Raw genomic sequence first — 13,000 nt, 5'->3', positions numbered from 1 at the left:
AAACCCATGAACATCGACAAATTCAAACACCAGCACGTGAGCATCCTGGGCAGCATCGCCGCCCTGCGCAGCCTCGCGCATGCGGGGGTGGCGCACAACGCCGCCGAGATCGCCCGGCTCATCGTGGCCATGAGCTCCACCATCAAGCTGCACCTGGCCGTGGAAGACCAGGCGCTGTACCCTGCGTTGCAGCGTGGCAACAACCCCGTTCTGGCGCGCATGGGCCAGGAATACCAGCGCGACATGGGCCCCATCGCCCAGGCCTACGAGGCCTTTGCGCGCCGCTGGAACCTGGCCGAGAGCCTGCGCCGCGACGAGCAGGGCTTCCGCGACGACGCCAACCGCGTGCTGCGCCTGGTGCATGAGCGCATGCAGCGCGAAAACCACGAGTTCTATCCGCGCATCGAGGCGCTGTAGCCTCCCAGCCGCGCCGGCCCCGGCTCTGGCCCGCCACCCCCGTTGGCGGGTCTTTTTGTTTTTGATCAAACTACCTATAGTGCTTGCAATGCATCATAAACACTATATTTAGTGATTTAGTCCCGGAGGTAGCCATGGAATCCCCCGTCACCCCCTTGCCGCGCGAGGTCCTGCAGCGCAGCGGCGCGCGCACGCCCTTCGACGCCGGGCGCATCCAGTCGGCCATTGCCCGCGCCGGCCAGGCCACAGGCGAGTTCGGCGCCGACGAGGCGCAGCTCCTGGCCGCCCAGGTGGGCAAGGTGCTGATCCACCGCTTCCACGGCGAGGCGCCCGGCATCGAGCAGATCCAGGACGTGGTGGAGCACACGCTGATCGCCGCCAACCACCTGCAGACCGCGCGCGCCTACATCGCCTACCGCGACCGCCACGCCACGCTGCGCGCCGACCACCAGACGCTGGTGAACGTGGAGTCGTCCATCAACGAGTACCTCACGCGCGCCGACTGGCGCGTCAACGCCAACGCCAACCAGGGCTATTCGCTCGGCGGGCTGATCCTCAACGTGGCGGGCAAGGTCACGGCCAACTACTGGCTCTCGCATGTCTACACGCCCGAGATCGGCGAGGCGCACCGCAGCGGCGACCTGCACATCCACGACCTCGACATGCTCAGCGGCTACTGCGCGGGCTGGTCGCTGCGCACACTCTTGCACGAGGGCCTCAACGGCGTGCCCGGCAAGGTGGAGGCGGGGCCCCCCAAGCACATGAGCTCCGCCGTGGGGCAGATCGTCAACTTCCTCGGCACGCTGCAGAACGAGTGGGCGGGCGCGCAGGCGTTCTCATCGTTCGACACCTACATGGCGCCTTTCGTACGCAAGGACGGCATGGACTACGCGGCCGTGCGCCAGTGCATCCAGGAGCTGGTCTACAACCTCAACGTGCCCTCGCGCTGGGGCACGCAGACGCCGTTCACCAACCTCACCTTCGACTGGACCTGCCCCGAAGACCTGCGCGCGCAGGTGCCCGTGATCGGCGGCGTGGAAATGCCCTTTTGCTACGGCGAGCTGCAGGCCGAGATGGATCTCATCAACCGCGCCTACATCGACGTGATGACCACGGGCGACGCCAAGGGCCGCGTGTTCACCTTCCCCATCCCCACGTACAACATCACCAAGGATTTCCCGTGGGAGAGCGACAACGCCGCCGCGCTGTTCGAGATGACCGCCAAGTACGGCCTGCCGTACTTTCAGAACTTTGTGAACTCGGAGCTGGAGCCGAACATGGTGCGCTCCATGTGCTGCCGCCTGCAGCTCGATTTGCGCGAGCTGCTCAAGCGCGGCAATGGCCTGTTCGGCAGCGCCGAGCAGACCGGCAGCATCGGCGTGGTCACCGTCAACTGCGCGCGCCTGGGCTTTCTGCACGCGGGCGACGAACCCGCGCTGCTGGCCGCGCTCGACCGTCTGCTCGAACTCGGCAAACAAAGCCTGGAGACCAAGCGCAAACTCATCCAGCGCCTCATGGACCAGGGCCTGTTCCCCTACAGCAAGCGCTACCTCGGCACGCTGCGCAACCACTTCAGCACGCTGGGCGTCAACGGCATCAACGAGATGGTGCGCAACTTCACCGGCGACGCGCACGACATCACCAGCGCGCGCGGCCACCAGCTCGCCGTGCGCCTGCTCGACCATGTGCGCGCGCGCATCGTCGATTTCCAGGAAGAAACCGGCCACCTCTACAACCTGGAGGCCACGCCCGCCGAGGGCACGACCTACCGCTTTGCCAAGGAGGACAAGAAGCGCTGGAGCGCCATCGTGCAGGCCGGCACCGCGAGCCAGCCTTACTACACCAACTCCTCGCAGCTGCCCGTGGGTTTCACCGACGACCCCTTCGAGGCGCTGGAGCGCCAGGAGGAGCTGCAGTCCAAGTACACCGGCGGCACCGTGCTGCACCTCTACATGGGCGAGCGCCTGTCCAGCGGCGCGGCCTGCCGCGAGCTGGTGCGGCGGGCACTGACGAACTTCCGCCTGCCCTACATCACGGTCACGCCTACGTTCTCGATCTGCCCCACGCACGGCTACCTGGAGGGCGAGCACCCGTTCTGCCCGAAGTGCGACGCCGAGCGTTTGCAGGCCAAGCGCGAGCGACTCGCGGCTTGAAGCAAAAAGTGGCTCTGGCGCTTGATGGATAAGCGCCAGCAGCTATTTAATCCATAGCAATTCATTCACCCCCCAGGAGTTCCGCATGAACCACCACACCCCCGAACCAAGCGCCGCGGCCTTTGCTGACGTGCAGCTCAGCGACGCCGAACGCCAGCCTTGCGAGGTCTGGACCCGCGTCATGGGCTACCACCGCCCCGTGGCCAGCTTCAACATCGGCAAGCAGGGCGAGCACAACGAGCGTCAGTTCTTCGCCGAGGCCCGCTGAGGCGCGGCCATGGCATTGCGCATCGGCGGCCTCACGCCGCTGACCAGCATCGACTTTCCCGGCCGCCTCGCGGCCGTGGTGTTCTGCCAGGGCTGCCCCTGGCGCTGCGGCTACTGCCACAACCCGGAACTGCTCGACGCCAGCGCGCCCGGCGCCCTGGGCTCGGAGGCGGTGTGGGCCTTTCTGCACAAGCGCCGGGGCCTGCTCGACGGCGTGGTGTTCTCGGGCGGCGAGCCGCTGGCGCAGGCGGCGCTGCCCGAGGCGCTGGCCGCCGTGCGCGCCCTGGGCTACGCCACCGCGCTGCACACCGGCGGCATGTACCCCGAGCGCCTGGCGGCCGTGCTGCCGCTGCTGAACTGGGTGGGGCTGGACATCAAGGCGCCGTGGGCGCGCCTGGACGCCATCGCCGCCGCGCGCGGCGCCGGTGCGCGCGTGCGCCAGTCGCTCGCGCGGCTGCTGGCCAGCGGCGTGACGCACGAGTGCCGGACCACCTGGCACCCCGGGCTGTTCCCCGCAGAGGAATTGCTGTCCCTGGGCGAGGAGCTGGCCGCCCTGGGCGTGCGCCACTGGGTGCTGCAGGCCTGTGCGGATGCGCGCGCGCCGGGCAGCGCCGCGCGCGCGCAGGCCGCGCTGCACGCGCACCAGCACCGCCTGCAGCCGCTGTTCCAGCACTTCGCGCTGCGCGCCTGAAGGCCGCGCTGCCACCGGCGGCCGCGGCGTGCATCGTTCGGATTAGTCACGAGGTCGTTCCTAAATGGCGCTATGCGCCCATGCCGCGTCCGTGGATAGTGCCAGCTCGTGGCCGGGCGCGCGCCCGGCCCGCGAGAACGCCATTCACAACACCTGAGGAGACAACCCCCCATGGCACGCCCCTACACCCCCCTGGCCTGGATCACCGCCGCGGCCGCCATCGCCTGCGCCCTGGCCCTGCCTGCGGCCCATGCACAGGCCCCATCGCCCACGCTGGACAAGATCAAGTCCAGCGGCAAGGTGGTGCTGGGCGTGCGCGAGGCCTCGCCGCCCATGGCCTATGCGCTGGGCGCGAACGACAAGTTCGTGGGCTACCACGTGGAGCTGTGCGAGCGCGTGCTCAAGGAGATCGTGCCCGCGGCCAAGCTCGAATACATGGCCATCACGGCACAGAGCACCATGCCCCTGGTGAGCAACGGCACGGTGGACATCGGCTGCGGCCCGACCACCAACAACCTGGCGCGCCAGCAGCAGGTGGCCTTTGCCGTGACCACCTACGTTAGCGAGGTGCGCATGGCCGTGCGCAAGGACGCGGACCTCAAGTCCATCAGCCAGCTCGGCGGGCGCACCGTGGCCGCCTCCACCGGCACCACGGCCGTGCAACTGCTGCGCAAGCAGGAGCGCGCGGTGGGCACGCCCATCAAGACGGTGCTGGGCAAGGACCACCATGAGAGCTTCATGCTGCTCGAATCGGGCCGCGCCGAGGCCTTTGTGCTCGACGACAACCTGCTCGCGGGCATCATCGCCAACTCCAAGGACCCCGAGGGCTACCGCATCGTGGGCGAACCGCTGGGCGCCGAGCCCATTGCGCTGCTGTTCCGCAAGGACGATCCCGCCTTCAAGGCCGCGGTGGATGGCGTGATCACGCGCCTCATGCAGTCGGGCGAGATGGAGAAGCTCTACGCCAAGTGGTTCGTGAGCCCCATTCCGCCCAAGAACGTGAGCCTGAACCTGCCGCTGGGCGGCACGCTGCGCCAGCTCTTTGCCCAACCCAACGACAAGCCGCTGGAGTTCTACCAGCAGCCCTGAGCCCATGGCCCCGGCGCCGCAGGCCCCCTGCCCAGGGCGCTGCCTGGGGTGCCCCACCCGCCGCCGCACACCCAGCCGGGGTGCGGCGGCTTGTATTGCTTCGCATGAAAATTGCGTAAAAATGAAAATATAAAAAATAAATTTTAAGTACTAGGAAATACAGTGCATGTCTCGCAGCGTGTGCATGGCGATGCGCGGATGATTTTTGATTTAAATCAAATGCATCCCTGACTCCCGCCGTGCGCACAGCTCCCTTCCCCCATTTCCGGAGACATCCATGCACCCGTCCTACCCCGCCGAGCCGTACAAGATCAAGGTGGTCGAGCCCATCGCCATGACCACGCGCGCGCAGCGCCTGCAGTACATCCAGGAGGCGGGCTACAACACCTTCCTGCTCAACTCGCAGCAGTGCTACATCGACCTGCTGACCGACAGCGGCACCACGGCGATGAGCGACAACCAGTGGGCCGGCATGATGCTGGGCGACGAGGCCTACGCCGGCAGCAAGAACTTCATCCACCTGCAGGAAGTCGTGCGCGAGTACTACGGCTTCAAGCACATCATCCCCACGCACCAGGGCCGCGGCGCGGAGAACCTGCTCTCGCGCCTGTGCATCCAGCCCGGCGACTACGTGCCCGGCAACATGTACTTCACGACCACGCGCGCGCACCAGGAGTTGAACGGCGCCACCTTCGTGGACATCATCATCGACGAGGCGCACGATTCGCAGATCGACCTGCCCTTCAAGGGCAATGTGGACATTGCCAAGCTGCAAAAGCTCATCGACGAAGTGGGGCCCGAGCGCATTCCCTACGTGTGCGTGGCCGTCACCGTGAACCTGGCCGGCGGCCAGCCCGTGAGCATGGCCAACCTGCGCGCCGTGCATGCGCTGTGCGCGCCGCTGGGCATCAAGGTCATGTTCGACGCCACGCGCTGCGTGGAGAACGCCTATTTCATCAAGGAGCGCGAGGCCACGCACCACCACCAGAGCATCCGCGACATCCTCAAGGAGATGATGAGCTACGCCGACGGCTGCACCATGAGCGGCAAGAAGGACTGCCTGGTCAACATCGGCGGCTTCCTGTGCATGAACGACGACGAGCTCTACCAGCGCGCCAGCGAAATGGTGGTGCTGTTCGAGGGCATGCCCAGCTACGGCGGCCTGGCCGGGCGCGACATGGAGGCCATGGCGCGCGGCATCGAGGAGTCGGTGGACTACCACTACATCCACCACCGCATCGCCCAGTGCCGGTATCTCGCCGACCAGCTCGTGGCCGCGGGCATCCCCATCGTCCAGCCCGTGGGCGGGCACGCCGTGTTCCTGGATGCGCGCCAGTTCCTCGACCACATCCCGCAGGACGAATTCCCTGCCCAGACGCTGGCCGCGCAGCTCTACCTGGAGAGCGGCGTGCGCAGCATGGAGCGCGGCATCGTCTCGGCCGGGCGCAACAAGCAGACGGGCGAGCACCACCGGCCCAAGCTGGAGCTGGTGCGCCTGACCATCCCGCGCCGCGTGTACACCTATGCCCACCTCGATGTGGTGGCCCAGGCCTGCAAGGACTTGTACGCGCGCCGCCACGAGATCCGGGGCATGAAGATGGTGTACGAGCCCAAGTTCCTGCGCTTCTTCACCGCGCGCTTCGAGCCCCTGGTCGCGCAGACGGCGTCCCGGCCCGCGGCGGCGCCGCAGGTGGCCGAACTCGAGACCGCCTGAACCCATGACGCTCGGTCTCTCGCTGCTGCGCGCGCTCAAGAACCATGGCGCGCGCGAGATCTTCGGCATCCCCGGGGACTTCATCCTGCCGCTGTTCGCACAGATCGAAGAGAGCGGCATCCTGCCCCTGGTGACGCTGAGCCACGAGCCCGGCCTGGGCTTTGCGGCCGATGCCGCCGCGCGCATGCACGGCGGCATCGGCGTGGTGGCCGTCACCTACGGCGCGGGCGCGCTCAACACGGTCAACGCCGTGGCCAGCGCCTACGCCGAGCGCTCGCCGCTGGTGGTGCTGGCGGGCTGCCCCGGCGCGGTGGAGGCGCACGCCGGCCTGCTCTTGCACCACCAGGTGCGGCATGTGGATTCGCAGTGGCGCATCTACCAGGAAATCACCTGCGACCAGGTGCGCCTCTCGGACCCGGCCACCGCGCCCGCGGACATCGCCCGCGTGCTGCGCAGCTGCCGCGAGTATTCCCAGCCCGTGCTCATCGAAGTGCCGCGCGACATGGCCCTCGCCCCCATGGCCGAGGTGCCCGTGCTGCCGCCCAGCGCCTACAGCAACGAGGCAGTGCAGGAATGCGCCGACGAATGGCTGGCGCGCCTGCGCGCGGCCCGCCGGCCCGTGCTGGTGCTGGACGTGGAAGTGCGCCGCTTCGGCATCGAGGACAAGGTGGCCGAGCTGGCGCGCCGCCTGCAGATTCCGGTGCTCACCACCTTCATGGGGCGCGGCCTGCTGGCGGACGATGCGCTGCGCCGCGGCGTGCAGTTGCGCGGCACCTACCTGGGCGTGGCGGGCGACGCCGCGACCACGGCGCTGCTGGACGACTCTGACCTGCCGGTGATGCTGGGCGCCATCCTCTCGGACGTGAACTTCGGCGTCTCGGCCCAGCGCATGGACTTTCGCCGCGCCCTGATCGCCGCCCACCGCGAGGTGCGCGTGGGCCACCACCTGTACCCCAACATTCCGCTGGCGGCGCTGGTGGAGGCCCTGCTCGAGCGCGTGCCGCCAGGGCGCGTGGTGGCGGCCGAACCCGCACCGGCCGCACCGCCGCCGCCCACCGGCCTCCTGGCCGACGACGCCCCGCTGTGCGCGGGCGACCTCAGCCGGGCGTTGAACGACCGCATCCGCGCGCACGGGCCCATGCCCATCGTCTCGGACATGGGCGACTGCCTGTTCGCGGCCATGGAGCTGCTGCCCACGCTGCTGGTGGCGCCGGGCTACTACGCCACCATGGGCTTTGGCGTGCCGGCGGGCATGGGCGCGCAGGTGGCGCTGGGCGAGCGCACCGTGGTGCTGGTGGGCGACGGCGCCTTTCAGATGACGGGCTGGGAGCTGGGCAACTGCCCGCGCCTGGGCCTGGACCCCATCGTCATCGTGCTCAACAACCAGACCTGGGAGATGATCCGCGCCTTCCAGACGGAGTCGCGCTGCGCCGCGCTGGGCGACTGGCACCTGGCACAGGCGGCCGACGCCCTGGGCGGGCGCGGCCACCGCGTGCACACGCGGGCCGAGTTCCAGGCTGCGCTGGACGCCGCCTTCGCCGAGCGCGGGCGCTTCCAGCTCATCGAGATGATGATCCCGCCGGGCGACAGCACGCCCACGCTCAAGCGCTTTTCCGCGGGCATCCACGCGCTGCGCGCGCGCGCCGCATCCGCGGCGCACGCCCGGGCCTGAGGCTGCAGCGCCAGGTGCCGCATGGCGCCTGGCGCGCGTGCGTCAGCCGCCCTGCGCGCACACGCGCAGCACCTCGGCGCCGTAGGCCTCGAGCTTCTTCGCCCCCATGCCGCTGATGCCCTGCAGGTCCTCCAGCGTGGCCGGGCAGCGCTCGGCGATGGCCGCCAGCGTGGCGTCGTGGAAGATCACGTAGGCCGGCAGGTTGTGCGCGCGCGCCACCTCGGCGCGCCAGGCCTTGAGGTTGATGAAGCGCACCTGCGCGTCGGCGCCCAGGCTGGCGGCGGCCACGGGCGGGGCGGCGGCGCGGCGCGCCTTCTTGGGCGCGGCGTGCGCCGAGGCTTCGCGCAGCAGCACGGTCTGCTCGCCGCGCAGCACGGGGCGCGAGCCCGCCGTGAGCGTCAGCGTGTCGAAACTGTGGCCGTTCTCCATGGCCACGCGCTGCACGCCCACGGCGCCCAGGGCGAGCAACTGGCGCAGCACGCCGCGCAGCTGCGCCTCGGAATACTGCGCGCCCAGGTTGAAGGTGGAGAGCTGGTCGTGCCCGAACTGGCGCACCTTGTCGGTGAGCTTGCCGCGCACGATGTCCATGAGGTGGCCCACGCCGAAGGTCAGGCCGCTCGCTTCGTGCACGCGGTAGATGGTGGACAGGAGCTTGCGCGCCGCGTCCGTGCCGTCCCACACGGCCGGAGGGGCGAGGCAGTTGTCGCAGTTGCCGCAGGGCGCGGACTGCTCGCCGAAGTAGGCCAGCAGCCGCTGGCGGCGGCAGCCGGTGGCCTCGGCCAGGGCGAGCAGGGCGTCGAGCTTGCTGCGCATCACGGCCTTGAATTCCTCGCCCGCCTCGCCGTCGTCGATCATGCGGCGCTGGTTCACCACGTCCTGCAGGCCGTAGACCATCCAGGCATCGGCCGCCAGGCCGTCGCGCCCGGCGCGGCCCGTCTCCTGGTAGTAGCCCTCGATGTTCTTGGGCATGTCCACATGCGCGACGAAGCGCACGTCCGGCTTGTCGATGCCCATGCCGAAGGCGATGGTGGCCACCATCACCACGCCGTCCTCGCGCAGAAAGCGGTCCTGGTGCGCCTGGCGCACCTCGGCGGGCAGGCCGGCGTGGTAGGGCAGGGCGTGCACGCCCGCGTCCTGCAGGGCCTGGGCCATTTCCTCCACGCGCTTGCGGGACTGGCAGTACACCACGCCGGCATCGCCCGCGTGCTCGCGCTCGATGAAGCGCAGCAGCTGCGCCAGCGGCTCCTTCTTCTCCTCGATGCGGTAGCGGATGTTGGGCCGGTCGAAGCTGCTGAGAAACAGGCGCGCGTCCTGCAACTGCAGCCCCGCGAGGACGTCGGCGCGCGTGAGCGCGTCCGCCGTGGCCGTGAGGGCGATGCGCGGCACGCCCGCGTAGCGCTGGTGCAGCACCGCGAGCTGGCGGTACTCGGGGCGGAAGTCATGCCCCCACTGGCTCACGCAGTGCGCCTCGTCGATGGCGAACAGGGCGAGCTGCCCGCGCGCGTGCAGGTCGTCGAGCAGGCCCAGGAAGCGCTCGGTCGTCACGCGCTCGGGCGCAGCGTACAGCAGCGTGATGGCGCCGCGCGCCAGGCGCCGCTCCACGTCCAGGGTCTGCTGCCAGTCCAGCGTGGAATTGAGAAAGGCCGCCTCCACGCCCGCCTCGTGCAGCGCGCCCACCTGGTCGTGCATGAGCGCAATCAGCGGCGAGACGACCACCGTCACCCCCAGGCCCTGCTGCTGGCGCACGATGGCCGGCACCTGGTAGCACAGGCTCTTGCCGCCGCCCGTGGGCATGAGCACCAGCGCGTCGCCACCCGCGGCCACATGCTCCACGATGGACTCCTGCGGGCCGCGGAAGCGCTCGTAGCCGAAAACGTCTTTCAGGATGGAGTGGGCGGGGGACAAGATGCTGCTGATTTGATAGCTGTCAGCGCTTGTTGCATAAGCGCTGGAGGCCGATTTTGCTTGAAACGGTGCGGGCGCTGCACCGGGCGTGATTATCGGCAATCGCCCGCGCCTGAAACAAACCGAAATAAACCGAAACCGCGCGGAGAAGACGCCATGGCGTGCGCGCCGCACCATGGGGGCCATGTTCCACGCCGTTCCGACAAAGGACCTGCACCATGCAACCCTGGATCAAGAAAACCCTCGCCGCCCTGCTGGGCGCTTTCGTCCTCGCCGGCGGACTCACCGCCTGCGCGGGCAGGTATGACCACCGCCACGGCCCCATGGACGCCGAGCGCATGGCCGAGGTGCGCGGCAAGGTGATGGAGCGCATCGGCCGCCAGCTCGACCTGAACGAGGCGCAGAAGCAGAAACTCGCCGCGCTGGCCGACGCCTTGCAGGCCCAGCGCGCCGCCATGGCGGGCCCGGCGGGCGACCCGCGTGCCGATATGCGCGCCCTGGTGGCCGGCCCCCGGTTTGACCGCACCCGCGCCCAGGCGCTGCTCGACGACAGGCTGCGCGCCGTGCAGGCGGGCGGGCCGGGCGTGATCGCCGCCATGGCCGACTTCTACGACAGCCTCCACCCCGAGCAGCAGCAGAAGCTGCGCGACTTCATGGAGCGGCGCCGCGGCTGGATGGGCCGCCACGGCTGAAGCGGGAGCCGCGCCATGACCGCCCCGCATGATCCCCTGCACCGGCTGGCGCGCGCATGGCGGGCCCATGGCCCGGCGCTGCTGGCGGACGAGTCCAGCCCGCACGACGAACTGCTGACGCTGGTCTGGGGCCCGCGCTTCGACCGCGAGCACGCCCTGGGTCTGGTGGCGCGCCGGCCCCAGCAGGCGGCGCACACGCTGCCCGCGCTGCTGGAGGCGGCCGACCGCTTCGACGCCCTGCACGCTCCGGCCCAGCGGCGCCTGCGGCAGATGATCCTGCGCCACCGCGCGCAGGCCCGCAGGGCGTGAGGGCCAGAGGCCGTGCGCGAGAATGCACCCATGCACCGCATCCTGCTCATCGACGACGACGAACAGCTCGGCGCGCCGCTGGCGGCGTACTTCCGGCGCTACGAGCTGGTGCTGGAGCAGGCGCTGCGCCCCAGTGATGGGCTGGAGCGGCTGGCCCAGGGCGGTTTCGACGCCGCCATCCTCGACGTCATGCTGCCCGAGATGGACGGCTTTGCCCTGTGCCGCGCCATACGCCAGCGCAGCGACATCCCCCTGCTCATGCTCACCGCGCGCGGCGAGGTGACGGACCGCGTCGTCGGCCTCGAACTCGGCGCCGACGACTACCTGCCCAAGCCCTTCGAGCCGCGCGAGCTCGTCGCGCGCGTGCAGACCGTGCTGCGCCGCCGCCGTCCCGTGGCCGTGGCGGCGGGGCCGCTGGTGTTCGAGGGCCTGCGCATCGACCCGGTGCGCCGCAGCGTGCAATGCCAGGGCCGCCCGGTGGAGCTCACCGGCACCGAATTCGAGCTGCTGCACCTGCTGGCGCGCGAGAGCGGGCGCGTGCTCAGTCGCGACGACATCCTTAACCAGCTGCGCGGCCACGAGGCCGAGCTCTACACGCGCGCCGTGGACATCGTGGTCAGCCGCCTGCGCAAGAAGCTCGAACCGCTGGACTGCATCAAGACCCTGCGCAACGCCGGCTACTCCTTCGCCCTGCGCCGGGAGCAGCCGTGAACCGCACCCAGGCGCCGCACCGCCGCGCCTGGGCGACGCTGCGGCGCTCGCTGCGCTGGCGACTGGTCACCGTGTTCCTGTTGCTGGCCCTGGGCCTGGCGGTCACCTTCATCGGCGGCGTGCAGACCGTGGTGGCCACGGGCTGGCGCGCGGCCGCCCGCCCGCTGCTGGCCGACTACGTGGACCGCCTGGCACAGGAGGTCGGCAGCCCGCCCAGCGAGGAGCGCGCCCGCGCGCTCACCCAGCGCCTGCCCATCACCCTGCGCATCACCGGCCCGCAGGTGCAATGGCAATCGCACCCGGACCTGGCCCCGCGCCCGCACCTGGAGCGCTGGCGCGGCCGTGACGAAATGCAGGGCCTGCTCGAACGCCGCACGGCCGACGGGCACCGGCTCGAATTCGGCCTCAGCGTGCTCGCCTGGGAGCGCCGCCCGCGCATGGCCTGGTTCACGCTGGGCGTGCTGCTGGCGCTCACGGCGCTGGCCTACCTCTACGTGCGCCGCCTGCTGCGCCCGCTCGACGACATCCGCGCCGGTGCCCTGCGCTTCGGCGCGGGCGCGTTCGACCCGCCCATCCCCGTGCGCCACGCGCACAGGCCCGACGAACTGGGCCAGCTCGCCGCCACCATCAACACCATGGGCAGCGACATCCGCCAGATGCTGGATGCCAAGCGCGCCCTGCTGCTGGCCCTGAGCCACGAGCTGCGCAGCCCGCTGACGCGCGCGCGCCTCAACGCCGAGCTGCTGCCCGAAGTCCCCGAGACCGAGCCGCAGCGCCAGGCGCTGCTGCGCGACCTGGGCGAGATGGCGCGCGTCATCACCGACCTGCTGGAGAGCGAGCGCCTCGCCGCCCCCCATGCCGCGCTGCACCGCGAGCCCGTGGACCTGGCCGCGCTGGCGCGCGATGTCATCGTCGAACTGGGCGACCGCCACCCCGGCGCCGGCGCCATCCGCGTGCAGGCGCCGCCCACGCTGCCGGCATTGCCGCTGGACCGCGCGCGCATGCGCCTGCTGCTGCGCAACCTGCTCGACAACAGCCTGCGCCACAGCGAGCCCGGCACACCGCCGCCCGAGCTGCACCTGCGCTGGCAGGACGAACAGCTTGAAATCACCGTGCGCGACCATGGCCCCGGCGTGCCGCCGGAGCACCTGGCCCAGCTCGCGCAGGCCTTCTACCGCCCCGACAGCGCGCGCCAGCGCGCCACCGGCGGCGTGGGCCTGGGTCTGTACCTGTGCCGCCTGGTGGCGCAGGCGCATGGCGGCAGCCTGGAACTGCGCAACGCCCAGCCGGGGCTGGAGGCGCGGGTGGTGCTGCCGGTGCCGCCCGGCACGGCCGCGGGCTGAGTCCACCGTCCCCGGGCAACCCGGGGGTTGACCCTTG

At 70.2% G+C, this 13,000-nt stretch carries 12 protein-coding genes; 11 read left to right on the top strand and 1 reads right to left on the bottom strand.

The features are described from left to right. Positions 1-6 precede the first annotated feature (6 nt). From CGR01S_RS02170 to ipdC, 7 genes are all read left to right on the top strand, one after another. Complete coding sequence (locus CGR01S_RS02170) at positions 7-417, top strand: hemerythrin domain-containing protein (protein ID WP_042421941.1); 411 nt, start codon at positions 7-9, stop codon at positions 415-417. Between the two features lie 134 nt (positions 418-551). Continuing rightward, positions 552-2,570, top strand: coding sequence for a ribonucleoside triphosphate reductase (locus CGR01S_RS02165; protein WP_042421939.1), 2,019 nt, complete (start codon positions 552-554; stop codon positions 2,568-2,570). 85 nt (positions 2,571-2,655) lie between these two features. Continuing rightward, a complete protein-coding gene (gene nrdD, locus CGR01S_RS02160) occupies positions 2,656-2,838 on the top strand; it encodes an anaerobic ribonucleoside-triphosphate reductase (protein ID WP_042421936.1) in 183 nt (60 codons plus the stop codon). Positions 2,839-2,847: 9 nt separating this feature from the next. Next, positions 2,848-3,528, top strand: a complete 681-nt coding sequence (locus tag CGR01S_RS02155; protein WP_042421934.1) for an anaerobic ribonucleoside-triphosphate reductase activating protein — start codon at positions 2,848-2,850, stop codon at positions 3,526-3,528. A 171-nt stretch (positions 3,529-3,699) separates the two neighbouring features. After that, positions 3,700-4,617 (top strand): amino acid ABC transporter substrate-binding protein, encoded by a 918-nt coding sequence (locus tag CGR01S_RS02150; protein ID WP_084690520.1) that lies wholly within the window; start codon positions 3,700-3,702, stop codon positions 4,615-4,617. Positions 4,618-4,894: 277 nt separating this feature from the next. Next, a complete protein-coding gene (locus CGR01S_RS02145; protein ID WP_084690519.1) occupies positions 4,895-6,331 on the top strand; it encodes a tyrosine phenol-lyase in 1,437 nt (478 codons plus the stop codon). A gap of 4 nt (positions 6,332-6,335) precedes the next feature. Beyond that, the gene (gene ipdC, locus CGR01S_RS02140; RefSeq protein ID WP_042421932.1) at positions 6,336-8,003 is read left to right on the top strand and encodes an indolepyruvate/phenylpyruvate decarboxylase; all 1,668 of its coding nucleotides are present in this window, start codon (positions 6,336-6,338) and stop codon (positions 8,001-8,003) included. A 42-nt stretch (positions 8,004-8,045) separates the two neighbouring features. Here the strand turns inward: ipdC and recQ are convergent, their stop codons facing one another. Beyond that, positions 8,046-9,908: a DNA helicase RecQ gene (gene recQ / locus CGR01S_RS02135; protein WP_042421930.1), complete on the bottom strand. Its 1,863-nt coding sequence runs from the start codon at positions 9,906-9,908 to the stop codon at positions 8,046-8,048. Positions 9,909-10,126: 218 nt separating this feature from the next. Between recQ and CGR01S_RS02130 the strand changes: the two genes are divergently transcribed. Genes CGR01S_RS02130 through CGR01S_RS02115 form a run of 4 tightly spaced genes read left to right on the top strand, consistent with a single transcriptional unit; the run spans position 10,127 to position 12,963 of the window. Next, positions 10,127-10,600 (top strand): Spy/CpxP family protein refolding chaperone, encoded by a 474-nt coding sequence (locus CGR01S_RS02130; protein ID WP_042421928.1) that lies wholly within the window; start codon positions 10,127-10,129, stop codon positions 10,598-10,600. A 15-nt stretch (positions 10,601-10,615) separates the two neighbouring features. Next, the gene (locus tag CGR01S_RS02125) at positions 10,616-10,909 is read left to right on the top strand and encodes a hypothetical protein (RefSeq protein ID WP_042421926.1); all 294 of its coding nucleotides are present in this window, start codon (positions 10,616-10,618) and stop codon (positions 10,907-10,909) included. A gap of 30 nt (positions 10,910-10,939) precedes the next feature. Next, positions 10,940-11,620 (top strand): response regulator transcription factor, encoded by a 681-nt coding sequence (locus CGR01S_RS02120; protein WP_042421925.1) that lies wholly within the window; start codon positions 10,940-10,942, stop codon positions 11,618-11,620. Next, complete coding sequence (locus CGR01S_RS02115; RefSeq protein ID WP_042421923.1) at positions 11,617-12,963, top strand: sensor histidine kinase; 1,347 nt, start codon at positions 11,617-11,619, stop codon at positions 12,961-12,963. Before CGR01S_RS02120 ends, CGR01S_RS02115 begins: the two co-directional genes overlap by 4 nt. The last annotated feature ends 37 nt before the right edge of the window (positions 12,964-13,000 follow it).

Origin of the sequence: Comamonas granuli NBRC 101663 (genome assembly GCF_000739995.1) — a bacterium.
Taxonomy (GTDB): Bacteria; Pseudomonadota; Gammaproteobacteria; order Burkholderiales; family Burkholderiaceae_C; genus Simplicispira; species Simplicispira granuli.
Note: the sequence above shows the minus strand (reverse complement) of the source record. Positions and strands in the feature narration are given on the sequence as shown.